This window comes from Psychrobacter sp. NG27 (genome assembly GCF_016106655.1).
Lineage (GTDB): Bacteria > Pseudomonadota > Gammaproteobacteria > Pseudomonadales > Moraxellaceae > Psychrobacter.
In genome coordinates this window covers 125,473-151,095 of the sequence record NZ_JADGIN010000001.1, presented here as the reverse complement: position 1 = coordinate 151,095, position 25,623 = coordinate 125,473, and the positions used below count along the sequence as shown (strand labels likewise).

Annotated in this window: 24 protein-coding genes; 15 read left to right on the top strand and 9 right to left on the bottom strand. The window is 43.6% G+C overall.

Annotated features, from left to right (window positions below):
- Window positions 1-8 precede the first annotated feature (8 nt).
- The 5 genes from IP485_RS00615 (at window position 9) to IP485_RS00595 (ending at window position 5,770) form a co-directional block, all read left to right on the top strand.
- On the top strand, window positions 9-1,223 hold the full coding sequence (locus tag IP485_RS00615; RefSeq protein ID WP_198325556.1) for a YHYH protein: 1,215 nt from the start codon (window positions 9-11) through the stop codon (window positions 1,221-1,223).
- Window positions 1,224-1,448: 225 nt separating this feature from the next.
- A complete protein-coding gene (locus IP485_RS00610) occupies window positions 1,449-2,465 on the top strand; it encodes a YHYH protein (protein WP_198325555.1) in 1,017 nt (338 codons plus the stop codon).
- A complete protein-coding gene (locus tag IP485_RS00605; RefSeq protein WP_198325554.1) occupies window positions 2,452-3,282 on the top strand; it encodes a hypothetical protein in 831 nt (276 codons plus the stop codon). The genes IP485_RS00610 and IP485_RS00605 overlap by 14 nt, the downstream gene beginning before the upstream one ends.
- Window positions 3,283-3,380: 98 nt before the next feature.
- Window positions 3,381-5,027 carry a phosphatase PAP2/dual specificity phosphatase family protein gene (locus tag IP485_RS00600; protein WP_320159106.1) on the top strand — a complete coding sequence of 549 codons (1,647 nt, stop codon included), beginning with the start codon at window positions 3,381-3,383 and terminating at the stop codon, window positions 5,025-5,027.
- A 92-nt stretch (window positions 5,028-5,119) separates the two neighbouring features.
- Complete coding sequence (locus IP485_RS00595) at window positions 5,120-5,770, top strand: glutathione S-transferase (protein WP_198325552.1); 651 nt, start codon at window positions 5,120-5,122, stop codon at window positions 5,768-5,770.
- 13 nt (window positions 5,771-5,783) lie between these two features.
- On the opposite strand, the gene IP485_RS00590 is transcribed toward IP485_RS00595, so the two are convergent.
- Both IP485_RS00590 and IP485_RS00585 read right to left on the bottom strand, forming a co-directional pair.
- Entirely contained in the window at window positions 5,784-6,101 is a 318-nt protein-coding gene (locus IP485_RS00590; RefSeq protein WP_198325551.1) for a hypothetical protein, read from the bottom strand.
- 658 nt (window positions 6,102-6,759) lie between these two features.
- A complete protein-coding gene (locus tag IP485_RS00585) occupies window positions 6,760-7,755 on the bottom strand; it encodes a phosphatase PAP2 family protein (protein WP_198325550.1) in 996 nt (331 codons plus the stop codon).
- A 465-nt stretch (window positions 7,756-8,220) separates the two neighbouring features.
- Between IP485_RS00585 and ampC the strand changes: the two genes are divergently transcribed.
- Together ampC and IP485_RS00575 are read left to right on the top strand one after the other, a co-directional pair.
- Entirely contained in the window at window positions 8,221-9,441 is a 1,221-nt protein-coding gene (gene ampC, locus IP485_RS00580; protein WP_198325549.1) for a class C beta-lactamase, read from the top strand.
- A gap of 195 nt (window positions 9,442-9,636) precedes the next feature.
- Complete coding sequence (locus tag IP485_RS00575; RefSeq protein ID WP_198325548.1) at window positions 9,637-10,773, top strand: M14-type cytosolic carboxypeptidase; 1,137 nt, start codon at window positions 9,637-9,639, stop codon at window positions 10,771-10,773.
- A gap of 237 nt (window positions 10,774-11,010) precedes the next feature.
- Here the strand turns inward: IP485_RS00575 and IP485_RS00570 are convergent, their stop codons facing one another.
- Genes IP485_RS00570 through IP485_RS00560 form a run of 3 tightly spaced genes read right to left on the bottom strand, consistent with a single transcriptional unit; the run spans window position 11,011 to window position 13,182 of the window.
- Entirely contained in the window at window positions 11,011-11,211 is a 201-nt protein-coding gene (locus IP485_RS00570) for a hypothetical protein (protein ID WP_198325547.1), read from the bottom strand.
- Window positions 11,186-12,238, bottom strand: coding sequence for a zinc-binding alcohol dehydrogenase family protein (locus IP485_RS00565; protein WP_198325546.1), 1,053 nt, complete (start codon window positions 12,236-12,238; stop codon window positions 11,186-11,188). The genes IP485_RS00570 and IP485_RS00565 overlap by 26 nt, the downstream gene beginning before the upstream one ends.
- Before the next feature lie 44 nt (window positions 12,239-12,282).
- Window positions 12,283-13,182 carry an SDR family NAD(P)-dependent oxidoreductase gene (locus IP485_RS00560; RefSeq protein WP_198325545.1) on the bottom strand — a complete coding sequence of 300 codons (900 nt, stop codon included), beginning with the start codon at window positions 13,180-13,182 and terminating at the stop codon, window positions 12,283-12,285.
- A 116-nt stretch (window positions 13,183-13,298) separates the two neighbouring features.
- Between IP485_RS00560 and IP485_RS00555 the strand changes: the two genes are divergently transcribed.
- Window positions 13,299-14,204 (top strand): LysR family transcriptional regulator, encoded by a 906-nt coding sequence (locus tag IP485_RS00555; RefSeq protein WP_320159105.1) that lies wholly within the window; start codon window positions 13,299-13,301, stop codon window positions 14,202-14,204.
- Window positions 14,205-14,636: 432 nt separating this feature from the next.
- Here IP485_RS00555 and IP485_RS00550 read toward each other — a convergent pair whose 3' ends face one another.
- Complete coding sequence (locus IP485_RS00550) at window positions 14,637-16,802, bottom strand: heavy metal translocating P-type ATPase (RefSeq protein WP_198325543.1); 2,166 nt, start codon at window positions 16,800-16,802, stop codon at window positions 14,637-14,639.
- 199 nt (window positions 16,803-17,001) lie between these two features.
- On the opposite strand from IP485_RS00550, the gene cadR reads away from it, so the two are divergent.
- Both cadR and IP485_RS00540 read left to right on the top strand, forming a co-directional pair.
- Window positions 17,002-17,415: a Cd(II)/Pb(II)-responsive transcriptional regulator gene (gene cadR, locus IP485_RS00545; protein WP_227686352.1), complete on the top strand. Its 414-nt coding sequence runs from the start codon at window positions 17,002-17,004 to the stop codon at window positions 17,413-17,415.
- Window positions 17,416-17,801: 386 nt separating this feature from the next.
- Window positions 17,802-18,104 (top strand): putative quinol monooxygenase, encoded by a 303-nt coding sequence (locus tag IP485_RS00540; RefSeq protein ID WP_198325542.1) that lies wholly within the window; start codon window positions 17,802-17,804, stop codon window positions 18,102-18,104.
- A gap of 301 nt (window positions 18,105-18,405) precedes the next feature.
- Here IP485_RS00540 and IP485_RS00535 read toward each other — a convergent pair whose 3' ends face one another.
- Complete coding sequence (locus IP485_RS00535) at window positions 18,406-19,308, bottom strand: LysR family transcriptional regulator (protein ID WP_227686351.1); 903 nt, start codon at window positions 19,306-19,308, stop codon at window positions 18,406-18,408.
- Window positions 19,309-19,568: 260 nt separating this feature from the next.
- Here IP485_RS00535 and IP485_RS00530 point away from each other — a divergent pair, with 260 nt between their 5' ends.
- The 3 genes from IP485_RS00530 (at window position 19,569) to IP485_RS00520 (ending at window position 21,827) form a co-directional block, all read left to right on the top strand.
- On the top strand, window positions 19,569-20,249 hold the full coding sequence (locus IP485_RS00530; protein WP_413787008.1) for an outer membrane protein: 681 nt from the start codon (window positions 19,569-19,571) through the stop codon (window positions 20,247-20,249).
- Window positions 20,250-20,359: 110 nt separating this feature from the next.
- The gene (locus IP485_RS00525) at window positions 20,360-20,797 is read left to right on the top strand and encodes an antibiotic biosynthesis monooxygenase family protein (RefSeq protein ID WP_198325539.1); all 438 of its coding nucleotides are present in this window, start codon (window positions 20,360-20,362) and stop codon (window positions 20,795-20,797) included.
- 154 nt (window positions 20,798-20,951) lie between these two features.
- On the top strand, window positions 20,952-21,827 hold the full coding sequence (locus IP485_RS00520) for an NAD(P)H-binding protein (protein WP_198325538.1): 876 nt from the start codon (window positions 20,952-20,954) through the stop codon (window positions 21,825-21,827).
- Window positions 21,828-21,917: 90 nt separating this feature from the next.
- On the opposite strand, the gene IP485_RS00515 is transcribed toward IP485_RS00520, so the two are convergent.
- Window positions 21,918-22,838 carry a LysR family transcriptional regulator gene (locus IP485_RS00515; protein ID WP_198325537.1) on the bottom strand — a complete coding sequence of 307 codons (921 nt, stop codon included), beginning with the start codon at window positions 22,836-22,838 and terminating at the stop codon, window positions 21,918-21,920.
- Between the two features lie 196 nt (window positions 22,839-23,034).
- Between IP485_RS00515 and IP485_RS00510 the strand changes: the two genes are divergently transcribed.
- A complete protein-coding gene (locus tag IP485_RS00510; RefSeq protein ID WP_198325536.1) occupies window positions 23,035-23,487 on the top strand; it encodes a DoxX family protein in 453 nt (150 codons plus the stop codon).
- Between the two features lie 26 nt (window positions 23,488-23,513).
- A complete protein-coding gene (locus IP485_RS00505; RefSeq protein WP_198325535.1) occupies window positions 23,514-24,332 on the top strand; it encodes a DODA-type extradiol aromatic ring-opening family dioxygenase in 819 nt (272 codons plus the stop codon).
- 166 nt (window positions 24,333-24,498) lie between these two features.
- Here the strand turns inward: IP485_RS00505 and IP485_RS00500 are convergent, their stop codons facing one another.
- Window positions 24,499-25,404, bottom strand: a complete 906-nt coding sequence (locus IP485_RS00500; protein WP_198325534.1) for a LysR family transcriptional regulator — start codon at window positions 25,402-25,404, stop codon at window positions 24,499-24,501.
- Between the last annotated feature and the right edge of the window lie 219 nt (window positions 25,405-25,623).

Below are 25,623 nucleotides of genomic sequence, written 5' to 3'. Positions count from 1 at the left end.
GAGGGTTTATGAAAACAAGGTTACTTTACGATAGCATACTGATCAGTATGGCAGTAACGCTAACCGCTTGTAGTCAACTTGCTGAGCAATATTCGGTAGCAGCTGCTAACGAGACTAGTCAAACGCTATCAGTTTCAGAAGCTGATCGCATTGCTAATGGTAGTGTTGATATGACACGCATCAGCCAAGATGCCCTTGTAAAAGCCCCTGAAACTGTCGATTGTACATTAGAAAATGGCGCTGCTGCCAAGTGTGCAAAGATAGTAGTCAAGCACCAACCTGATAACTTAAAAATTGGTCCGTTTTGCCCAGAGACGCTAGATGACAAAGGTGGTGTCTGGAACTGGGATGGCGAAGAATCGGGGCTCTACCGTATCGATGAAAAGTTTTTGACGATGTTAGAGACGCAGGGTTATCAATTCTATGACGCTGACGGCAAGGTGAATATCGTTGACGTGCGTACGACCCAGCCAACGGAAAATAATGCCTGCCTGTCTGCCTCATCTGACGAATCGGTCGAGATGACCATTTTATTGCCATTATCACCAGTCAAAGCTGACCAAGCAACCAGTCTAGGCACTGTAGCCAAAGTTGGGTTGGCTCTTGATGGCGTGCCTATTTTTGCGGACGCGCCTTCAGTGCTACAAACCGGACACATGCCGGCGCTCGACACTTGCGGTGGCCATATTGATCCGGGTGGCTGGTACCACTGGCATGCCACATCAACAGACATCAACTCAGTGTTTGAGCATGAACATGTTGATGCTAGTTGTGCCTTAGAGCAAAAGGCTGATGCCCTGTTCGCCTATGCATTTGACGGTTATCCTATCTACGGTAGCGTGGACAGTGATGGCAAGATACCGACCGATCTGGATGCCTGCAACGGACATACTGGCGCAACCCTTGAAAACCCTAAAGGTGGTTACCACTACCACGCATCGACAGAATTTCCAAACTTGCCAAGTTGCTTGAGCGGTGTAGTCGCTAAGGATAACTTCACGACCACTGCCAAACAAGGCATTGGCGCTCAAGGTCCAGGAGCAGGTGGCCCAGGCCAAGGTTTGCCCCCAGGTTTTGATACAGCAGCGACAACACTTGGTGTTTCAGAAACTGAGTTGTTAAGCGCGATTATGAAAAATGGTGGAAGAGAGCTCGATACTGCTGCGGCTGCCAAAGATCTTGGTGTGACCGAAGCGGCTTTGAAAGCGGCCTTACCCAACTAAGATTGATCTCGTTGACCCTTTCAGACCGGCTAAGCTTTTTTATGTGGGTCTCGTTTTATAAAACCTACAAGCGACAACAATGATTTGTGGAGCTTGTAGGTTGGGTAAAATTCTAGTCGTCTTAATTCTTTATCAGACTCATTAAAATTTACTAATTATTAACAATCAATTTATATTATTTCTATACGGAATTAATCAACTATTTATATAAAGAGTATACTATTCATGCAACTTTCTACTGCTAAATTTGGCTTAAGCTGCTTAGCCTTGACACTCGCATCGGGCGGACTGTTCGCTTGTAGTAGCGAGGTGTCGAATACAAATGCAAGCGCCACGACCAGTGTGTCTAGCAAAAATGCAGATACCGTTATGCCTTCGGTACAACCGTCTTATTTTTTGAGTGATGGCTTGGTTGAGCCTATTAGTAAGGTGTCATGCTCATTGTCAGATGGCAGCACTGGTGAATGTTATAAAATCGTTACCGAAAATAAGCCAAGTGACGTTGGTATGGGTCCATGGTGTCCGAGCAATATTGCAGATGATGCCTCAAAAGGTGGGATTTGGCTAGAAGGCGGCGAAGTCCATGATGTTGATGGCGAATTCGTTAAAAACTTAGCAGAGTTCTATGGCGACAGTAATTGGAATATGTATAACAAAACCACTGGGAAGATTATAAAAACATCAACGCTTGAGGACTGTGTCGCTGCGGCCAACCCCAACGTCGGTGCAGAGTATCGTAACTATTGTGTGGAGTGCCTGCCAGAGTACGCCGCAGATTTGACCGATACTTTCTATATACCAGTGACGCCAAAAACCTCAGCAAGTATCACTGAGTTCGGTGGCCCAGGCCCTCAATCGAGAGGTCCATCGGTACGCGGTATTGCCTTTAATGGTGTACGTTTTGATGCGCCAGCACCTGTCAGTAATATCTTAGGCGCTTATACGCTTGCGCCGTTCGATGATGCAGGCGGTCATATTAATCCTCACGCCGGCTACCATTATCATGCTGCCACTGGACTAACGACTAAGATTGAACAAGACGACGGTCATGCACCAATGATTGGCTATGCGCTTGATGGTTATGGCATATATGCTAATACTGATGCAGAGGGTAATGAATATACCGATCTGGATGAAGCACGTGGTCATTATGATGACGTGAGAGGATATCATTATCATGTGGACAAAGCAGGCAATAACAACTTTATCAACGGACTGCGTGGTGTGTATGCTGAAGACTAGTTTGTCATCAACGACGGTTGCGTGCTTAGCTGCATTTGGACTGAGTATCGTGAGCGTCAATGCGACTGCCCACAACCCCAACACCTCGACTTTTATACTGTCGAAAGCGGCTGATGGCAAATATTTGGTGCGTCTAGATGGTGCTTTGACTGGAGTAGAGGCGCAAATTAACGAAACGTACTCGACCGACGCGTATAAAACGGCGGAGGAGTTTCAGCAGTTAGCCAATGAGCACTTTGTTAAGTCATTGACTTTATCTATCAATGACCAGCCCATTAAAGTAGTGAACCCCAATGTACAGCTGGGCCACGGCACACAGTTCTCTGCCGAGGCGCAGGGTATTGGCGATACGGTCGAATCTATTGATTTGACCAATACGTTCTTTAAAGACTTGCATGGCAACCGAATGACGGTCGTATTGCTGTCTGACCAATTTCCAAAGACGCAATATACGCTTAGTGATAGCAATGAGCATCATTTAAGTTTACAGTTGGTTGACGGTCAGTGGCAACAAAATAACAGCGATGCACTGCCTATGACAGCTGATGGTGCTCAACCGCATACTCATGATGGAAGTGGTCAAGAGGTGGTACATCATCATGACGAAGACGGCCATGACGTAGATAATCATTCGCATGAATCTGCTGATGATCTAGCACTAGATAGTGTTTTAAATGATGATAAAATAAAATTAGCAAGCACGCCGACATTGGCTGCAGCAGACAAGAGCTTGTTTGGTTCTATCTATGTATTGGGTATTGGTGCTGTAATAGCATTGCTGATAGGTGCAAGGTGGTTTTTTAAGAAAAAACAGTAGGAGCATGGCGCGTGGTGTTAATCTAGACATCACGCCCAGAGCTTTTCCCAAACAATATAAACAGGTCAGCATATTTCAAGGCTATTTAATTGAACACTGTGTCTACGCATCTTTTGTCTACGACTCGTGCGCCATCGAAATCAACACGTTTTAGACATCTGGCTCTTGCATTATCCATATTTTATCTGCTCTATAACGTGACGACTTTGTATAGTGTTTCATTATATAAACTCTACCCATCGACAATTCATAATCTCGCCACGGCGTTCGATAGCGCCATTCCTTTCATTCCAGCTATGATTGTTCCTTATAGCTGGTCGTTGATTTTATTTGTTGTCAGCTTTTTTTTAGTACGGACATCCACGCAATTATCTTTATTGAGTTATCGCCTAATCTTAGCGACCATCTTTGCCTGTTTAATCTTCTATTTTTATCCTGCTCGTTTTTCATTCAGTCGGCCGATACCTGATGATTGGACGCAGTTCGGCTATCAGTTTTTGCAATTGGTAGACAAGCCATTTAATCAATTGCCATCATTGCATGTCAGTTATGCCATATTGCTTGGCGTGTCATTATGGGATATTGCAGGGTCTAGAAAATCATGGGTTTCAGGGGCTTATCGGTTATTGCTGACGGGCATATGTACATTGATTGCTCTTTCCACGGTGTTGACGTATCAACATCATTTGCTAGACATGCTAGGCGGGGCAGTGCTGGCCATTTTGGTGCTTATGCTGTCGAATCGAATCCGTAATGCACTGGTAATCAAGTATTTGGCAGTGGGTAGTATCGGGTTTTTGTTAATAGCGATTGCAGGGTTTTGCTTTGCTAATATGAGTATGATAGCGTTTGAGTCTATAGAAACCTTAGCTATTATTATCGCTCTATATTGGTTAATAAGCTTTACAACGTTGGCTTATGCCTATCAACAGGCCAAACCAATGCGGGATGCACGTTGGTTTCAAAAGTCCAATAGTGGACGACTCACCTTATATACTTGGATGAAGTTTGCGCCGATCATTATCATTTATAACGGTATGTCGTTTTTGGGACAGTGGTATTTTAAAGTTTGCTCTAAAAACCAAAAATATCCACTCACACCATATTCTATCAATGACATGGTCAAAGTGATTGCTTCCCCTCGATTGATGCAGACGGATATAAATAATCACTTAACGTATTGGTTGTTTGGCTGTGATTTACTAGAGCGGTCGCGCTCATTGGAAAAATTGCTTCCCTCAGTTCACTATCAGATTATCGTTGTTGATTTAGCCGCTGAGATATCTAGCCACGCTGATCATCTCGAAGTAGCTGCTAAAAACATGACGAGTACGCCTGTCCATTATTTATATCTACCTTTACTAGACTTGCAGCCATTAAGTGATGTATTGCTTAAAGATTATATTGATCTATTTAAGCGACTTGAAGCGTTGACACAATCAGCAGAAACGCGAGCAGTAAACGCTAATAATGAGAGTCGGGTAGAGGGGAGTCAAATAAAAGATGATCAGGTAAAGAATAGCCTCACCACGCTTATTAATTTCCATTGTGTGATGGGACTATCGCGTAGCATCGGCGTGCAGGTTTTATATTTATTATATTGTGGTACGCTAACCATTCATAGCTATCAATCGTGGATTGAGCAGCATTATCCGCACGCGCACCTGACAGATACTTATCTGCCACAGTCATTGGTAGAAACGATGGCTAACTATAAGTCTACTGAACATTTAACAACTCATTAATAGATATTAATATCAGTAGGTTTACGTCTACTGGTTTCTCTTTATTTGGTCTTTACCTACTGTTTAATGTCTATTCAACTATGGAAATATCTATGAACGCTGCATTGCCTTACTTGTACTCTTTTCGTCGCTGTCCCTATGCTATGCGTGCTCGTCTCGGTCTATTATTCGCCGAGTTACCAGTAGAGCTGCGAGAAATCACACTAAAGAACAAGCCAGAGCAAATGCTAGCGATTAGTCCAAAAGGTACGGTGCCAGTATTGCAGCTTTTAGATGGTTCTGTGATTGAAGAGAGCGCAGAGATCATGATTTGGGCGCTTACGCAAAAAGACCCGCAGGGACTGCTCAATGAAAGCGTTTTATCTCAGGCTAATACTTTGATAGCACAAAACGACAATGAGTTTAAACAGTGGCTTGATCGCTACAAGTATGCCGATCGCCACGTAGAGATGACTCAAACAGAATATCGACAACAGGGTGAAGTTTTTTTACAGGTTTTGGAGGAGTTGCTGACTCAGAATACGTATCTACTAGGTAATAGCGTGACGGTTGCTGATATAGGTATCATGCCATTTGTGCGCCAGTTTGCCCATGTAGATCGTGAGGTTTTTTATAGCTTGCCGTATCCAAAGCTGCAACTATGGCTACAGCATTGGTTGGAACACCCGCTATTTGTACAAGCCATAACGAAGTTTCAGCCATGGCAAGAGGGAGATGCGGTAGTGGTTTTCCCTATTCAATAGCTGTAGGCGTTACTTAGCTATTTTTTCTGTTCTGTTCAAACTTGCTATCTTTGTGTTTTGTTTTACTATCGTGCTGAGCTTTTTGCTTAGCCTTTAATGCTGCTTTCTGCTGAGCTGCTTTTTGTTTAGCCTTTAGTGCTGCTTGTTGTTTTGCTTTGAGTTCGGCGTTATGTTTTGCTTTTTGCTTAGCTTCTATTGTATTTTTCTGTTTTTGCGTTAAATGATGTGTGTCTGGTTGAGGAGCAGCATTCGCTGGACCAATCGCAGCAAAGCAAGTAGATACAGCAATTAGTGAACTGATGGCGATATTTTTCAAGTTGAAGTTTTTCATAGTAAGGTCCTTTAGTTTCATTATAAGTAAGAGTATTTGGTGATTGATTGAAGATATATGAGTAGAACGTCGCTCTATTGAATAAGTAAATAATAATAGATTGCGGTGTTACGTACTTTTATGAAAGTTAAAGAAAGGTGACTTTTTCTAGCAGATACTTAACCATCACCGCCATCGTGAGGGTTTTGTGCTAACGGCAGGCAAGCTAGCAATACTCTAGAGACGATACTTACTCAACACCATCAATTCATCTATCCGATAGAGTATTAATACATTTTGGGAAGCTTATTAGGAGCTATATTGAGCGACTGAATTATTGAAGGGCTATGATATGAATGGAGTATGTTGTTAGGGCAACAAGGTAACTGACTGACCATACGCTATCTAATACGTATTGGGATTATCATCTAGAGGTAACTCAGACAGAGTCTCGATAACGAGGCAAGGTTTTCTACAAGTTTTAGAAGAGTGCTAACTGATGGTACTTAAATTTGTTTTAACATATTTAGTCAGTCGTAAATCGCTGAGCGTTTTAGGCACTTTAATATTGCCCAAGCGACCGACCCACGCATCTCTTAAGTGTTGGCTCAAGCGCTTGCTGTGTCAAGAGCGGAGGATGGTACTTAATATACAGCTTTCATTATCCCAGCCTACATTGCTACCCAAGCAGCGGAAACTGATAAACAGTGGCATATACAAAGGTCGTGATCAGTACTGTGATGATACTGCACCACACCATATACCGCTGAGGCGCTGACCATGCGATGCGCCAATTTATTTTGCCCTGCGCAGTCAGCCATTCCATCATACTAATGGCGATGGTCAGCCATAATGTTCCCACCAAAAACCCACCCATCACATCGCTCAGATAATGCTCATTTAGCACAATTCTGCTGAGGCCAATCAGTAGGCACAATAAAATAGTAAGCGATAATATCCGCACTTGGCGGACAAAATGAGTGCTAAAACGAATCGCTATATAAGCGAAAAACCCATACAGCGCAATGCTGACGGTGGCATGACCGCTGGGAAAAGAGTAAGTGTGCTCCATCAGCAAAATGTCTATCGGTCGTGCCCGATGAAAGGCCATTTTGCTCAAAAATGCAAAGGCGGTACTGCCGATGGTTGAGATCAGTAGACCGACCAAAACATATGGCTGGCGCACGACCGCGCAGAGTATAGCCGTCAGTAGAATGATTAAGCAGGTAATCGGTGTAGAGCCTAAGCTCGTGATAAAAATAAATGCAGGTACTATGCTTGAGTCTTGTAGCACGCTCATATGCTGCGACACAAACAGATCGGTGGTGACGATAGAATCAGCGTTCACCACATCCTCTACCAAGCCTGCAAACAACGCCAAAATATATATATTCAAGAGTGTCAAAACGGTGAGTATCAAGCCAGAAAAGTGACCACGGGCAAAGCGCTGTGCTATAAAACCAAATAGCGCTGGGTATTTATGCTGTAAGCGTATCATCAGTGGCAGGCGTGCAATATGTTCGCGCAGCCAAAGCTCACCACGAGAAATGAAACCCAATAGGCGCTTGCCATAGCGAATCAGCAAATGCTGTATCAGCCATAATAACGACATCATTAAAATAAGCACCATGCCCAAACTGATTAGCTGAGGGTATTGTTCAATGAGAGCAATCATCAATAGCTTATTCCTTTTATCGTGTCTAATACTGCACTGAATAGTATGCTTATCACCGCGCTTAGTACAGTGATTGAAGAGATACAGCGATCGAAGATATAGGTGATTTATTCGACAACGCCTAGTACAACCAATCGGCTGATACTGTTAGTCAAGTCTATATAAATCCGCTACATCGTCATCCTCGCTAAGCATACTAATGTATAACTTGCACTCGGTTTCCTTGTATCGAAATTATATTGAACTGACTATATCAAACCTTACTGTGACTATTGTCTGACTTTTTACAGTATGTCGTTATTTGAGAGTTTTGCGCCATTTATTACTGTTTTTGCGTAAGCTTTTATAAGACATTAGATCTAAAAATATAAGGTATAAAAAATATGATGATAAATGACTGTCAAAGCTGTTACCTTTAGCAATCATCTCTTCTGTAACCAAATAGACGGCATCAATAAATAACTCATGAACTTATTTACATTAAAATTGACGGCTCAAAAACCCTCTACTCAAAAACCCCTCATTAGCCTAGCGTTTAGCGTACTGATTGCGACACTACTGATATCTGAAACTGCACAAGCGGCAAGCGCTAATGATCGCTTAGAACAGGAAGTTGATAAGCAAGCAAAGCAGTTAATGGCGGAATATCAGATCCCTGGTATGGCCTTTGGAATTATCATAGATGGCCAGTCACACTTTTATAATTATGGCTTATCTAACAAGCAGCGCAACCAGCCTGTGTCAGAGAACACAATCTTTGAGCTGGGTTCTGTGAGTAAGACCTTTGCTGCTACACTGGCCAGTTATTCGGAATTAAATGGCACCTTATCACTCGATGATACGGCGGACAAATACATTCCCTATCTAAAGAATAGTGCCATCGGCAGTACAAAACTCATCAGCTTGGGTACTTACAGCGCAGGTGGGTTACCGTTACAGGTGCCTGAAGAGATTGAGAATAGTAAAGAGCTGTTGCGATATTATAAATCTTGGCAACCCAAATTTTCTGTCGACTCAACCCGCTTATATTCCAATGCCAGTATCGGACTGTTTGGTTATATCTCTGCTTTAAGTATGCATGGTGACTATACCAAGCTCATAGAAAACACAGTGCTGCCATCACTCAAGATGACAAATACCTTTGTCGATGTCCCTGCGGACAAAATGGAGAATTATGCTTTTGGTTATAACACGGCAGGTGAGCCAATCAGGGTCAATCCTGGAATACTTGATGCAGAAGCTTACGGTATCAAATCAACCAGTGCTGATATGACGCGCTTTATGGCGGCGAATATGGGGCTGGTAACGGTAGACAGTCAGATGCAGCAAGCACTTGAGAACAATAGAAAGGGCTACTATCGAACCAAGCATTTTACGCAAGGGCTGGCTTGGGAGATGTATCCATTACCGACGACATTAGAACGGCTTGTTGAGGGTAATTCCACAGAAACTATCTTACAACCTCAGCAGATACAAGTGAATGAACCGCCAACCCCTATGTTAGATGATGTGTGGGTCAACAAAACAGGGGCAACCAATGGCTTTGGCGCTTATGTCGCTTATATCCCTACTAAAAGAACAGGGATTGTTATTTTGGCAAATAAAAACTATCCCAATACGGAACGGGTTAAGGCTGCATATACGATTTTAGACCGTGCGCTAAATGATAGTGCGTTAAGCAAGTGATGTATAGCCATTAAGCCATTGCTCATGTGTCCTAAAGCAACGCTAATAGGCGGTTAAGTATCGTTATAGCAGACAAAGAATCAGATAGGTATGGATGCTTGGACGGTTTTTAAGGTTATTTGTTACCGTCTCTATCCTGTGTATTGGGAATCATTTATGCTCAGCATGGCTCATCAACAACAATAAGGAACAACAATGCGTATCACTGCCAACTTCGACGCAGGTAATATTGACGTCATTAATGTAGAAGATAAAAATAATATCCAATTGGCCATTCGTCCAGACGTCGGCGGCGAGTTTTTCCAATGGTTCAACTTTCGCCTATCAGGTCAGATTGGAGAGCAGTATATTCTCAATATCATGAATGCAGGGGAGGCATCCTACCTTGAAGGATGGGAGAATTACCAAGCAGTTGCGTCTTATGACCGTCAGGAATGGTTCCGTGTGCCAACCTCTTATACAGATGGCACGCTAGCCATAGCGGTTGAATTAGAATGTGACACCATTCAAATTGCTTATTTTGCTCCGTACAGTTATGAGCGTCACCAAGATCTGCTTGCGGCTGTACAGACCCATCCGCTCGTTACTTTAGAGCATTTAGGGGAAACGCTTGATAAGCGTGATTTAACCTTGGTTAAAATCGGTGATGATAGCAATAGTGATGTGAGTAAGCGCAATATCTGGATCACGGCGCGTCAGCACCCAGGTGAGACTATGGCTGAATGGTTGGTCGAAGGTTTGTTATATGCCTTATTAGATAGCGATAATGCCACGGCTAAATCGTTACTGGATAAAGCGAATATTTATATCGTGCCCAATATGAATCCTGACGGTAGCGTGCGCGGGCATTTGCGTACTAATGCAGTAGGAACCAATCTAAACCGTGAATGGGAAAGCCCAAGTTTAGAGAAAAGCCCTGAAGTATTTCATGTGATTAATAAAATGAAAGAAACCGGCGTTGATCTCTTTTATGACGTGCATGGTGATGAAGCGCTGCCGTACGTGTTCCTTGCAGGCTCTCAAGGGACACCCAGTTATAGTGACCGTCTCGCACATTTACGTGATAAATTTTCAGACGTATTAAAGTTAGCCAGTGCCGACTTTCAGTCTGAAGTGGGCTATGAGATTGATGCACCGAGTGCTGCCAATATGACGGTTGCAACCAACTGGGTGGCGGAGTATTTTGACTGCCTTGCCAATACCTTGGAGATGCCGTTCAAAGACAATGACAATCTGCCCGATGATGAGATGGGTTGGTCGCCAGAGCGTTCTATTAAATTAGGTGAGGCCTCACTAATTGCTATGCTGGCTGTGGTTGATGACTTACGCTAATGAAGACACGATTGGCAAATAATCTCATTTTAAGCCTTACAAGCTAGGGTCAAAGAACCCTAAAATAGGTATGAGGCAGCCGACTGCAGATTGTACATTCAGCACTTCTAAGAAGCGTAAGGCTGTAGCGGTTACGTTAGAGACTAAAAAAAGGGGTTGTTCTGCCAATATATCGGCAGAACAACCCTTTAACTATTATGCAGGAACAGCAGTAATGGTTTGAATGTTTAACAGGCACTATGCCTTAGTAAAAATAGCTTCTTCACTCAAGCGTGACTTGGATATTTTTGAATTAAAGTCATCCTCATGATGGTAGTCAAATGAGATGACGGACATCGTAGAATAGCCTTTGCTATGCAGGTCAAACTCGTCATCAATTGCTTTTAAAACAACCCCTTCCATCGGCACGATATCAATACTTAACAGACCAGCCTTCAAGTACGATTTTACCGTGAGCTTCTCTATTCTCTAGCATTTGATGAGCGCGGCGTAAGTTACTAGCAGTAATGGCACCCAGCTCATGAGCCACTGTGGTTTTTAGTTGGCTAGCATCAATCATGGTGGCCACTTGATTTAACAGGCGATGCTGCTCAATCATGTCGGGCGTGTTAAACATTGAACGGGCAAACATGAATTCCCAATGCAGACTCAAGCTTTTTGGTTTCAATGCGTTGATATCTAATGCTTTAGGGTCATCAATGAGTCCTAACTTGCCTTGTGGCTTTAGGCATTTGATGATTTCAGCATAATGCTCTTCGGTATTGTTGAGGCTCACCACATAATCTACTTCGGTAATGCCTGTATTTTTCAGCTCGTCTGACAATGGATTGCGATGATTAATCACATAGTCTGCGCCTAGCGTTTTTAACCATTTGACACTATCATCTCGTGATGCTGTGCCAATAATCACCGCTTGCGTTTTGGTTTTTAATAACTGCGTCATAATTGAACCCACGCCGCCTGCTGCGCCCACCACTAAAATAGTCGGGCGGCTTTCAGTCGTTTTTGTATCATCAGAATTTTCGCTAGGAGCAACGGGCACTTGCAAACGATCAAACAACATCTCCCACGCTGTGATGGTGGTTAAAGGTAGGGCGGCGGCTTCAGAAAATGACAGTGATTCTGGCATACGTCCTACAATACGCTCATCAACCAATTGGTACTCGGCATTGCTGCCTGAGCGGGTCAAATCACCAGCGTAATAGACGCGGTCGCCTATTGAAAACAAGCTAACATCCTCGCCAACGGCGGTGACCACACCCGCAGCATCCCAGCCAATAACGGCAAACTCACCTTCTGCTGCAGGTCTTGCTTCACGGATTTTGTAATCGACAGGGTTGACTGAGATGGCTTTTACTTCTACCAAAACGTCACGACCTGATGCCACCGGTGTGTCTAGAGTGATGTCTTGTAGCGCCATCTCATTATCGATGGGTAAGTTGTCTTGATAGCCGATTGCTTTCATAGTCATAGTCCTAAATATATGTGTTTGTGGGTATATAATAAAAATTATAGTGCAGGCGTTAATATCTGTTGGGTATGTTGTATTAGCGTATTAATAGCCGTTTGGTTCAAGGCATCGTTATGAGGTGTGCCAAATTCGCCTCTCTCATCGCCATGTTCACCGTCTTTAATGTCATTATCAAAATACTGACCAGTTTGATGGGTAAACTCATCGTCCGCTGCCAAGGCGACCAAAATATTGGCTCCTTTATCTGCTGGAGACCAGTACTGGCCGTAAGCTTCACTGACCATGCGAGTATTGAGCAATGAGCCGGGGTTGATGGCAATCACGTTGATGTTATCGCTCGCTACCTGATCGGCCAGTACCATGCTCCACATGGTCAATGCCAGTTTGCTCTGTGCATAAGCGTCTTTATCGCTCAGCTTTGTATCTCCTGCCATGGCAGCTAGTGACACGGCTTGCTGCGCCGCCGAGCTTAGATTAATAATGCGAGCAGGTATGCTGCCGCTAAGTGTGTCATTAGATTCTTTAACGTCTGATGCATTCATTAATGGTAGCAACGCTTGGGTCAGTAAGTAAGGCGCAAAGTAGTTCACCATAAAGCGCACGTCCAATCCTGCATCGGTCTGAGCTCTTGCTACTTTGAACACGCCCGCATTGTTAATTAGTACATCTAAATGCAAGCCTGCGGCAGTAAACTTGCTTATTACTGCATCAGCCATATGTTGAACGTCGGTTAATGACGCAAAATCAGCCACGAAGCCATTAATGTTTATTTGTTGATTGGCTTGGGTCGCAGCGGCTTTGGCTTCTGCAATCACATCGGCAAGCTTATTGGCATCTCTACCATGCAGATAGATATTGTGACCCAGTTGTGCAAGTTTTATAGCGGCTAATTTACCAATACCATCGGTACTGCCTGTGATTAAAATATTTTTTTTCATTTTTTGTCCTTATGTATTTTAAGAATTCTTATCCATCTGTTGTTCTTAATGATGACTCATAGTAATGCGTTTGATTAACATTAAACAGTAGCCGTCAGAGAAAACACTTTCAATATATTTTTGAAAGTCTATATATATTATGCTTGGCTGCTCATTTGGGCAGTTTGTCTGCCTGTGCGCGCCACTTAGATCTGTCGCCAGCAGTGGTGAGTGCAGCCGTAAAACGGTTGGAAGCCGAAATTGAAACGGTATTGTTTGTTCGCTCAACCCGTAGACTGCGTTTGACCAGTAAAGGTGAGCAATATTTAAAGCATTGCCAAGATGCCGTGGCTATTTTAGACAACGCTTATGCAGGATTGCATGATAATGATGCCGAGCTGACAGGTACGATTCGGTTGTCTGCATCGTCAGATTTGGGTCGAAACTTGATTTTGTCTTGGCTAGATGACTTCATAGACATCTATCCAAAAGTGATGGTGCAGCTCATATGTCAGACAGCTATGTGGATTTATACGGTCAGCAAATTGATATGGCGCTACGCTATGGAGCCCAAAGACTCATCACTGGTGGCACTCCCCATTGCGTTGAAAAATAGTCCTGTATTGTGTGCCTCGCCAGAATATCTAGATAAGTTGGATAGTGGTATGGACATACCGAAAATCCCTGAGGATTTGAGTCAGCACAACTGCTTGTGTTTGGGGCATGATGAAAAGTACTTGAGCGAATGGACTTTTGAGAAAGAGGGCAAAGTAAAGCGTGTGGCAGTAGCGGGCAATCGGCGAAGTAAAGATGGCGATGTGGTTCGGCGCTGGGCTGTGGCCGGTCGCGGTATTGCCTTGAAATCAAAGTTAGATATAGCAGCAGATTTAAAAGCAGGGCGATTGGTTGAAGTACCGGTAGATGGCTGGCAAGTGGCCAACTATCCGCTATATTTGATCTGTCCAGAACGGCGATTGATAGATCCGCTATTTAATGCGGTTAAAGAATATCTGATTGAGCGGGTAGAGGGCGTGTTGGCGTAGGTTTTAGTCAACGCAACCAATGACCAATGGAGATTAGTTGCTTTCTTCGAAACCAATCAATTGTATTCCCAAATATTAACATTCAATATGAATACTCTTTAGTTTAGAGCTTAATAGAATTGGGCAGTTCATAAAGGCATGCTCTATTAGATAGCTTTAGTCATCTAAAGATCAGCATTATAAGCTGTACTGCAATGTTGGCAGAGTTAAATCATTTGGGTGAAATTTATGAAGTACACATAGTCAAAATAAGTGGCATTTACTCTGAAGGTGCTTTATTTTGAACTGATGAACCACTTGTACTTGGTACAAGTGTAGAGCTACAGTATTTGGCGAAAGAATACATTTTTAAGGTATATCGGATATAGCTACGCCTGACTATACCCGATATATTCTTTGGGCTATCTAGTTATTTTTAGAGCAAGTTACCAATCATCTAGCCCCTTTAAAGCGCAGTAAGCGTAATGCATTCAACGTGACCAATACGGTAGCGCCAGTATCAGCCAATACGGCGATCCATAGCCCAGTAATACCCAGTACAGTAGTAATCAGAAATATGGATTTTAGACCAAGTGCAAACATCACATTTTGATGAATATTGGACATGGTGGCACGTGACAGGGCAATGAGATGAGCGACGTCCGTGACGCGACTTTTTAATAGGGCGATATCGGCCGTTTCGATGGCGACATCCGTACCGCCGCCCATGGCGATGCCCACATCTGCGGTTGCTAGTGATGGCGCATCGTTAATACCATCACCAATCATCGCTACTTTGCTATTACCTTTCATCTCATTCAACAAGCGTAGTTTGTCTTCGGGCAACAGCTCAGCTTGCCATTCTATCTCTAAATGACTAGCAAGCGCCTGAGCGGTCAGACGGTTGTCCCCTGTAAGCATCACAGAGCGCACACCCATCGCTTTGAGCTGTGCCACTCCTGCCTGAGCATCATCTCGTAACTCGTCTCGTAGCGCTACCAACCCAAGCACTTCACGGCTTTGCTCATCGAACAGAACGGAGACCGTCTTACCCTCGTTTTGTAGTGCTTCAATTTGTGCATTTTGTTCTAGTGATATCGATGTTTCAGTGGCAGCATAAACCGGTGAGCCGATGGCTAGAGGACAATCAGCTACCGTCGCATGTACTGCTTTGCCTGCAGTAGCGTAAGCCTTGGAAGCTACTGGTATAGAAATATTAGTAGCTTTGGCATGATCAATGATCGCTTTTGCCAGTGGATGACTAGAGGCAGACTCGACACTGGCAAACAGCGCCAGTATCTCATTCTGACCTTCAGATTTCATACTTTCTTGCATTATTCGCTTCTGTGTAAAGGCAATAACATCGGTAACGCGAGGCTTGCCTTCAGTTAACGTACCCGTCTTATCAAAAGCCACGACATTCACGCGACCAATAGTTTCTAAAGCACTACCGCCTTTGATGAGTAAGCCGCGACGTGTACCAACAGCCAACCCTGACGCGATGGCGGCCGGAGTAGATAGGACGAGTGCGCAAGGACAGGCAATTAGCAACAGTGCAAAACCCCGATATAACCAAGTCGCCCATTCTCCTCCCATCGCTAGCGGCGGTATGATAATAACCAGTGCGGCAATCGCCATCACCGCTGGGGTGTAGTAACGACTGAATTTTTCAATGAAACGGGCAGTAGGGGCTTTAGAGGCTTGCGCTTGCTCTACTAGAGTAATAATGCGTGCAATAGTGTTGTCAGCAGCGGTCTTTTCTACGCGGACTTGCAGCGCTCCTTCCATGTTGATGGAGCCTGCAAATACTGCATCGCCTATCGCTTTGGCAACGGGTATGGATTCGCCAGTGATGGGGGAATCATCAAGGCTAGAATGACCTTGAACAATGACACCATCAGCAGACACTTTATCACCTGGGCGTACCAGTACCAAATCATTGACCTGCAATGAGACTGCAGGAACATCACGCTGTCCGCCTTGTGCATCAAGTAAAATCGCAGTCTTTGGGACCAATGACGCCAATGCTCTGATACCAGCACGGGCACGATCAGCCGCCACACTCTCTAGTAATTCACCGACTGAAAACAAGAAGACAACGGCCGCAGCTTCTTCAGCTTCACCAATGATAAGCGCACCAATTGCCGCGATAGACATCAACATTTCAATTGAAAACGGGGTGCCTGTCATTGCCAAGGTCATAGATTTTCGGACAAAGGGAAAAACGCCCATAATGACGGCAATAGCGAATGCCCACATTCCATAATCAGGAAAAATTAGTGCTAACGCGTAGGCGACGCTCATCAGGATACCGAGACCAACCACTTGCTTGCCTTTTAGGGTTTGCCACCAACGCTGTTGCTGCGTATCTAATGGATTGTCACCAATGCCGTCTGCTGCGATTGCTGGATCAGTAGTGGCAAATATACCAAAACCAAGGCGCTTGATTGTTTTTTCGACATCACTGAACTGAGTTTCTGAATCAGAGGCCAACGTTAGCTCTAACTTTTCAGTCGCAAAATTAAGTTGTATGTCAGAGACACCGGGCATACGTGCTAATGCAGTTTCAATCTTTCTGACGCAACTGGCACAGTCCATACCTTCAATACGATATTGCATAATAATTCGTCCTACTATAAGCGTTCTTTTGATAACGCTATTGTGAACCCTCTAGTGGCTTCAGAGTCAAGGCTGTTTTTAGGTAACTGTACAAACTTGATTTTCTCAGTGCTAAACCTTATAGTTACTTTAATGTTTCGGGTTTTGAGATGACTTTGAAATAACTTCAAGAGAACTGTGAGATAACTTTGGAATAACTATGCTAATAAAAATTGGAGAGCTCGCTAAGTGCACTGGTGCCACCGTGGAGACCATTCGCTATTACGAAAAAGAAAAACTATTACCAGAGCCTTCCCGTAGTGAGGGGAATTATCGCTTATATCGTGAAAGCCATATTGAACGTCTACAGTTTATCCTGCACTGTCGCACACTCGACATGACATTGGATGAAGTACGCACCTTACTGCAGTATTGGGAAGAACCTAACAGAGACTGCGGCGATGTCGATACCTTGTTAGATGAACATATTCATGCGGTGGAAGTGCGTATAGAGGAATTAAAACAGTTAAAGCAACATCTAAATGTTTTGCGGCAGAAATGCGTCAGTAGGGCGCCCGCGAAGTCATGTGGCATATTAAATGCGCTTGCCGATAACTCCTGCCATAACGAATAGTATGGATAATAGTCGTGAATACCAGCGATATCGCCAAATAGCTATGTGCATTCATATAGGCAGTAGATTGATCCGCTATTCAATGCTGTTAAAGCATATTTGATTGAACGGGCAGAGGGCGTGTTGGCGTAAAGCGTTTGTTGCTAGGACTTATCAAAACTGCCTTGTCAATACTGAGTCATGAATACTGAAGTATTTTCAAAAAAACATTCAAGGTGTTTCGGGCTTTAACCACTGTTTGAATCACAACATTTTTATTACAATGGATTGAATGACGAGGTATATAGTCAACCATACGTAGCGTGATGACAGACAATCAATACGCTATAAAAGGGCTAAATGAGTGTATTTTAAATAAGTATAATATTTGAACATAGGAAGCAGTTATGAACACGCAAGCAAATAAACCTCTAACCGTTGTTGCCACTATTAAAGCCAAGCCTGAGCATGCCGAGCAGATCAAATCTGAGCTACTTAAGCTCACAGCCGCATCGCAAACGGATCAAGGCTGTATCCAGTATACCTTGCATCAAGATAACGCCAATCCTAATGGCTTTATATTTTATGAGATTTGGGAAAATAACGAAGCTTTGCAGCAGCATGTACAAAGCTCGCATTTTCAACACTATGCCAAAGTGTCAGAGGGCATGGTTGATGAGTTTGTCATCACTGAGATGACCGCGCTCTAAACAGTATTAGACCGCAAGTATGTAGAGGCTCACGGAGATAAAGGTGGGTCATTGAAAAAGCCTTTCAAGCGAAATATATCATCGCTTGAGAGGCTTTTTTGTATTTAAGCGCTATTGATGCGCCATTAAGCATCTAGTTAAGTACTGATTCAAACCTTGGACTTATCACTGAGTCTAATACTGAGTTAAAGACGCCGATCATTGATGCATGTTGTCTAATATGCTCTCGCTTGTCTTTTTAAAGAAAGTTTCCTAAAAGGTGTTTGCTAAAAGTAGATGGTTAAAAAGTACTCTCTAACAATCACTCTCTAAAAGCCTTGGTGCAAGCCATCACTTGCTCTCTGAACCATTTGTGCTTTGGATCATTTTGATACTTTTTATGCCACAGCATACGCATGGTCATAGGAGTAGGTTGATGCGGCAATGCCACACTGTCTAAATGCGCAAACCATAGTGCATTCAATTTGCTTGGCGCAATCGCCATCAACTCCGATCCTTCAACGAACAGGGCAACAGTCGCAAAGCTGCTGGTACGTATCACTGTTTTATCATCTATCGCATGAATAATACTTTTGCGTGTTTGGCTGGCGGATTCACCTTTGGTAAAACTCAGCCCTACATAACGGGCATCATCAAAATCTTGCTGGGTCAATGGAGGTGAGCGATACGCAGGGTCGTAATAGCACCTTGCCACATCATCAAACAAACGCACGCTCATGATGTCATTGTGGTCGGGTGCAAATGGTGAAAACACCACATCGATATCGTTTTGACGAAGTTGCTGAATCTCAGGCTTGCTAGAGGGTAATATGTTTAAGTGAAACGACGCCACTTGCGAGGCAACAAGCTGCGACAACTGCGGCAAAAACACGCCGACTTGGTAGTCATTTGCCAATACCGTGTAATCAAAATGTGCCAGTGCTGGCTCAAACGCTTGCTGTTCAGTTAATTCATTAAGCCGTACTAGTAGCGGTTTGATTTCTTTGTACAGATACTCACTACGCTGGGTCGGCTTGACGCTTCTACCGGAGCGCACAAACAGTTCATCATCAAATATTTGCCTCAGCTTTTGTAAGCTATGACTGATGGTAGATTGTGTCAGCTTAAGCTGCTCGGCCGTTTTTGTCACTGTGCCAACCTCATGTAAGGTAGTAAATATTAGCAAGTGCTGACCACTTAGTGACAAATAATCGAAATCTTTCATAATTAGTATGGGTAAACCCCTGTTTTTATGCATGAGTTTTTAGCATAAAGTAGTCGTCATGCTATGGCAATGGTTAATTTTTGAATATGTAATCAGCCTTATAGATCCATTCTGTTACTTATGTTTAAAGGTTTTAACATCGTCAGCTCACGCTACTTAGCACCTACTACTCATCGTATAAAGGAACTCTGATGACAACGCTAGTCAATCTAACCCGAGTAAAAACACGCTCTATCTTTACCCTGTGATGTGCATTTGCAGTGCCTTCTATTGCAATGGCAAATGTATCAAACCACTTTTATAGCACTGCCCAACTGGGCTATAGCGTGGCTGATGGAGACTCACAAGCATACGGCAATAATATCGCCAATGATAAAGACTTTCCAAGCTCGTTTGACGCAGATGATAGCGTGGTTGGCGGTATTGGCCTTGGATATGCTATCAATCAAAACCTACGTATAGAGGGTCGCTTAGCAACACGAAAATTTGATATTAATGACACTCGATATGGGACGGGTGCCCGTGAAGGAGAGCAATACCTGCTAGACGGTGAGATGCAAAGCGTGACCATGACCGTTGAAGGATTCTATGATTTTCCAATGAACGCATCACTGACGCCCTATGTAAAAGAAGGTATTGGACTCTCAAATAATGAGTATGATGCTCGGTTAGGTGGTACGGGTGTCGCAGGTTTTGATGCGTATGATGGCAAAGCTGATGGCTATTATGATAATTATGCTGATGGCGATTCAAACGAGTTTTCGTGGAATGTTGGGGCAGGTGCCAGTTATGCCTTAACACCAAGTACTCGTCTATATGGTGAGTATCAATACATCAACTTTGGTGACGTGCAAACAGGACAAGACAGTTTCAGCGATGGGTTTGAGGTTGATAATGCATCAGCTCACGAAATCAACTTAGGCTTACGCTATCAGTTTTAATACTTTTGCAGTGTGCAACATCCACCGTATGCAGCGTTGATAGCATACCTCACTTGCTACCCAATGGTACTTTACAGTATCGCTTTATCACTTAATTAAAGGACAATCTTATGACATTTATTCATCAAACCAAATTACTGACGATCGCTGTTATTGGCGCTCTGGCGCTCACTGCGTGTAATAACATAAAACCTGCTCATCAAGCTCAGCACCATGACATTCATCATAGCGGGACTGCCACTGAGTCAACTGCCAAAGTGATTGAGATTGCATCGTTCACGCTCAAACCAAACGTATCATATACTGATTTTGCCAAATTAGACCACACTGTCGAAGTCGACCATGTGGCAAAGCAAAAGGGCTTTGTCTCTCGTGAGTCAGCAATGGGCAAAAACGGTGAATGGATGGTGGTGGTGAATTGGGCGAGTTTGGCAGATGCGGATGCATCAATGGAAAGCTTTACTAAAACCCCTATTGCTGCCGAGTTTATGGGCAGTTTGGATCTAGACACGATGAAAATGAACCGTTATACATTGGTGGATAAGTAAACTTTCATTGCTTCGTATGGTCAGTAAACACTCAGTACATTGGGTTGCTTTACTTCAAGGCTAGCAACGGGCCACTTCATCACTATCATTATTATTGCCGGATTTAGGAGGGGTCTATTTAACAGACCCCAATCACTCGTATTAAGGAATCATGATGAAAATAGCAGTTACAGCAGCGAACGGAAAGTTGGGTTCTGCCATTATTGAGTCTTTGATAAAGACGCACCCAGTAAACAATATCATTGCGCTGGCACGTAGCCCTATCAAAGCCCAGTTTCTGATCGAGCAATATGGTGTGGAGGTCAGAGCAGGTGATTATGATGACGCCCGACAGCTTGAGGTATCATTACAGGGTGTGGATGCGGTTTTATTGGTGTCTAGTATGGATGAGCCTGACAAGCGTATCGGGCAACACCGTAATGTGATTGCGTCTGCAAAGAAAAGCGGCGTGACAAAAATAGTGTATACCAGTATCCAAGGGTCTAGTACCCAAGCAGCATTTGCCCCCATTGTACAAAGCAATTTGCAGACTGAGCAGGATATAAAAGACAGCGGGCTTGACTGGGTTATAGGGCGTAATGGCATCTATATCGAGCCTGATGTGGACTATATTGACAGCTATAAAGCGCAGGGCGTGATTGTTAATTGTGCAGGCGAGGGCAGATGTGGTTATACCACTCACAAAGAATTGGCCATCGCATATGGTCAAATGCTCACCGACGCCACACATCATGCCAACATTTACAACCTAAATGGCAATCCCATTACCCAGCAACAACTCACGCAGTATTTAAACGAAGCCTTTGATACGGCGCTGACCTATCGCAGTATGACTGTAGACGCGTATAGGCAAGACCGGATCAACGAGTTAGGCCAGTTTATGGGTACAGTTGTTGCGGGCATTTATGAGCAGATATCGATAGGTGCGATGGATAACGACAGTGACTTTGCCAAAGCAGCGGGTCGTGAACATATTGGCTGGGCTGATTACTTTGACCAACTTAAAAACTCAAAACTAACAGACCAGTAAATGACTATGTGCAAATGATATTAATCATGTGTGTGTTTTGGCAACGCCCTGCATACTGTAAAGCCATTGTTCTGTATCGTATAAAACACATCAGTGGGTTGTGGTTATATATTTATCCCAATAGGGCGGCGTGCCATAGTAGTCTTCCATAAAATCAATAAAACACCTAACCTTATGAGTCAGCAGCTTTCTATGGGCATAAACAGCATATAAGCCGATAGAGTCGGGTTCGTGCTCAGGGAGAACGATGACCAATTTGCCAGCATTTAGGGCATGGCTGGCAATAAAAGTCGGTTGCAACACCAAGCCAGCCCCTTCAATAGCGGCCTCTACCAGTACGTCGCCGTTGTTACTACGAAAAACACTGCTCTCCTTGAGCTGTTTTGCCTTTAGATATTTAAAGATTTGTCCTTTGGTGTCTACATTCACATAACTGTAATGCAGATAGCGATGCATCTCTAAATCCTCCAGTCGCTCGGGTGTCCCGTGAATTTTTAGATAGTCAGGCGATGCGCATAACACCACTCGAATGGGTGTAATTTTTTTAGCAATCAGCGATGAGCTTTTAAGCTGTCCAATACGCAGTGCAATGTCAAACCCCTCTTCAACAATATCTACTTTTCGGTCGCTCAGCTGTAGATCAACAGTGACGGAAGGGTAGCGTGCCTGAAAGTCAGTGATTAACTTGGCCATGTGCTTTAAAGCAAAAGAGACGGGTGCGCTGATACGCAAGACACCCTTAGGAAGCTGTTGTAAGCCGCCCAGTTGTGACTCCATATCATCAATACTTAATAAAACCTGCTGGGCATGACCAAAGTAATGGCTACCCGCTTCTGTCAGGCTTACTTTACGAGTGGTACGGTTCAACAGACGTATATTAAGCTGCTCTTCCAATTTAGAGACATATTTACTGACCAATTGTGGCGACAGGTTTAAGGTGTTTGCCGCATTACTAAAGCTGCCGTCGATCACCACCGCCACAAAAGCGCGCATTGCATCGATTCTGTCCATTTTATTGACCCGATTTTATTGATTCGTTGTTTTATTGAGTGTGTATCAGTATTTTACTATTAACATGATTATAAACGCTGTGTTGTTAATCATTCAATATTAGCTATCTTACTCTTTCGTTATGTTGATAGTAAAGTATGGTTATTCCAACAGATTAAACATCCCTTTTAAAATGAACATTATGGAGTCATCAAACATGAAAACCTCAATCGTTAATAAAGTTCTAACGTCTAAAGCAGGAACGGCCGCATTAATCCTTCGTGTGCCAGTAGGTTTAATTTTGGCCGCACATGGCGCACAAAAGTTATTTGGTTGGTTTGGTGGTAATGGCTTGGCAGGAACGGCGCAATGGCTAAGCAGCATCGGCATGGAACCCGGTTTGCTCATGGCGATATTGGCAGGCGGCGCTGAGTTCTTTGGTGGCCTTGCTTTGGTACTAGGGCTACTCACACGACCTGCTGCGCTCGTCGCTGCATTCACCATGCTCGTCGCTATTTTCTCGGTTCATATCAGTAATGGACTGTTTGCTGATAACGGCGGTTATGAGTATGCGTTGGTACTGATGGTGGCTTTGATTGCTTTGGTGATACAAGGCGGTGGCTCTTTTAGTATGGATAAAGCATTGTCAGAAAAGTTCGATCGCGTTTAACCGTTATACATGAAGGAGTGACGCTCATGAACATTAAGTCAGAAACAGTCAAGCAGCCGGTATTTTTTATACCTCATGGTGCAGGGCCTTGCTTTTTTATGGACTGGAAACCCACTGATACTTGGGATTTAATGACTGATTTTTTAATCAGACTCCCAAGTCGATTGCCGCAGCGTCCCAAAGCTATTTTGGTGGTCAGCGCCCATTGGCAAACATCAGATTTCAGTGTGACTGCTGGCGTGCAACCTGCATTGATTTATGATTACTATGGCTTTCCTGAGCATACTTATCAGCTTACGTACCCCGCCGTTGGTGCGCCGATATTGGCTAGACAAATTGGTCAGTTACTCACTGATGTAGGATTAAATAATCATCAGGATGCGTCAAGAGGCTTTGATCATGGTATGTTTATCCCGCTAAAGCTGATGTTTCCTGACGCAGATATTCCAGTGGTGCAACTGTCGCTACGCAGTGATTTAGACCCTAAAGCACATTTAGCAGTAGGCGCGGCTATTGCTTCATTACGTAATGAAGGCGTATTGATTGTATGCAGCGGCATGAGCTTTCATAATATGCGCGGCTATGGCGATTCAAACTTTACGGGCCCGTCAGAGGTGTTTGATGAATGGCTGACTGAAGCGGTTGCAGATAATACTGATAATCGATGGACGGCGCTTAGTGACTGGTCGCAAGCGCCTCATGCTCTTGAGTCTCATATGTTAGGGGCAGAGGAGCATCTACTACCTCTTATGGTTGCCGTTGGCGCGGCAGAAACAGATCGAGGGAAAAAAATATATTCTGAACAAGTAATGAGCACTCAAATTTCAGCATTTCAGTTTGGCTGATAAACAGAGGTTAAGTCACTCATTCAGACATAATATAGTCGAACCACTATTAAAGTGTTACGGCGTTAGACTCGCTTAGCCTACTACTGTAGTACTTGCGTTCGTCTGCCTTGTATCATTTTTAACATTGATTGACTATAGCACGCAGCAAAAACAGGCATATTACTTAGCAGTAATAAGCCTGTTTTTCATGTAATGACTCTTGTAAATGGGCAACCAGCAGTTTCAGTTTTTGATCAGGCTGCCTCGCTTTAGGGTACACCGCATACATGCCCAGTTTTTTTCGGGTAAAGCGTTGCAAAATCTGCGTGAGCGTATTTTGCTGCATTTCTTCGTACACAAGCGCTTGTGGCAAAAAAGCAACCCCCAAACCGTTCAGCGTGGAGCGTTTAATCGCATCAAGGTGATTGCTATGAAATCGGCCCTCGATAGGAAGCAATTGCTCTGTGCCATCTATATATAGTGGCCATATATCGTTAGCCGCATTATCAAACTTATAGACCAAGCATTTATGATCCTGTAATTGTTCAGGGGTTTGAGGTGTACCATACTGTGCTAAATATTCTGGGGTCGCACATATCACCCACTGGCTATCTATCAAACGCTTTGCTATGAGTGATGAGTCTTCAAGCTCTGCGGTTCTTATGGCGAGATCAAAGCCTTCTTCTATCAGATCAACCAACCGATTGGTGATTTGCAAATCCACCGATATTTGAGAGTGTTTTTTACAAAATTTGGCAATCGAGTCACTCAATATCAAATTAGCAGATACCACTGGTAGAGTGATACGTATGTTGCCTTTCATGTCCTCACCGTAACCGGTTATGGCATTTTCGGCTTCTTGAAAAGCGATTTTGGCAATTTTGGCTTTGTTATACAGCGTTCTACCCGCGTCGGTTAAGCGTAGTTTTCTGGTAGTTCTATAAAGCAGCTGAGCATTGACATTTTCTTCTAGCCTTGCAATACGTTTGCTGACGACTGAATTTGTTAAAGACAGCTTTTCAGCGACCCGAGAGAATGATCCTTCATCAACAACTTGGACGAATAAAACCATGTCATCAGCTTTGACCATACTTATGCTCCAATTGGTGTAATGCGTTTTCTATTATACCAAAAAAGGAAAATAACATTGTCTTTTGAGATAATATATCAATGAATTGACAAGGCGTAGAATACTTTAAGGAATTTTGAATATTTAGTCGATACACTGATGAGCAATTACTGTGTATGACGGTTTAAAAGGTTCTAATCACCATTTTTACTTACCATCTACTATGTGTTGTTATATAGC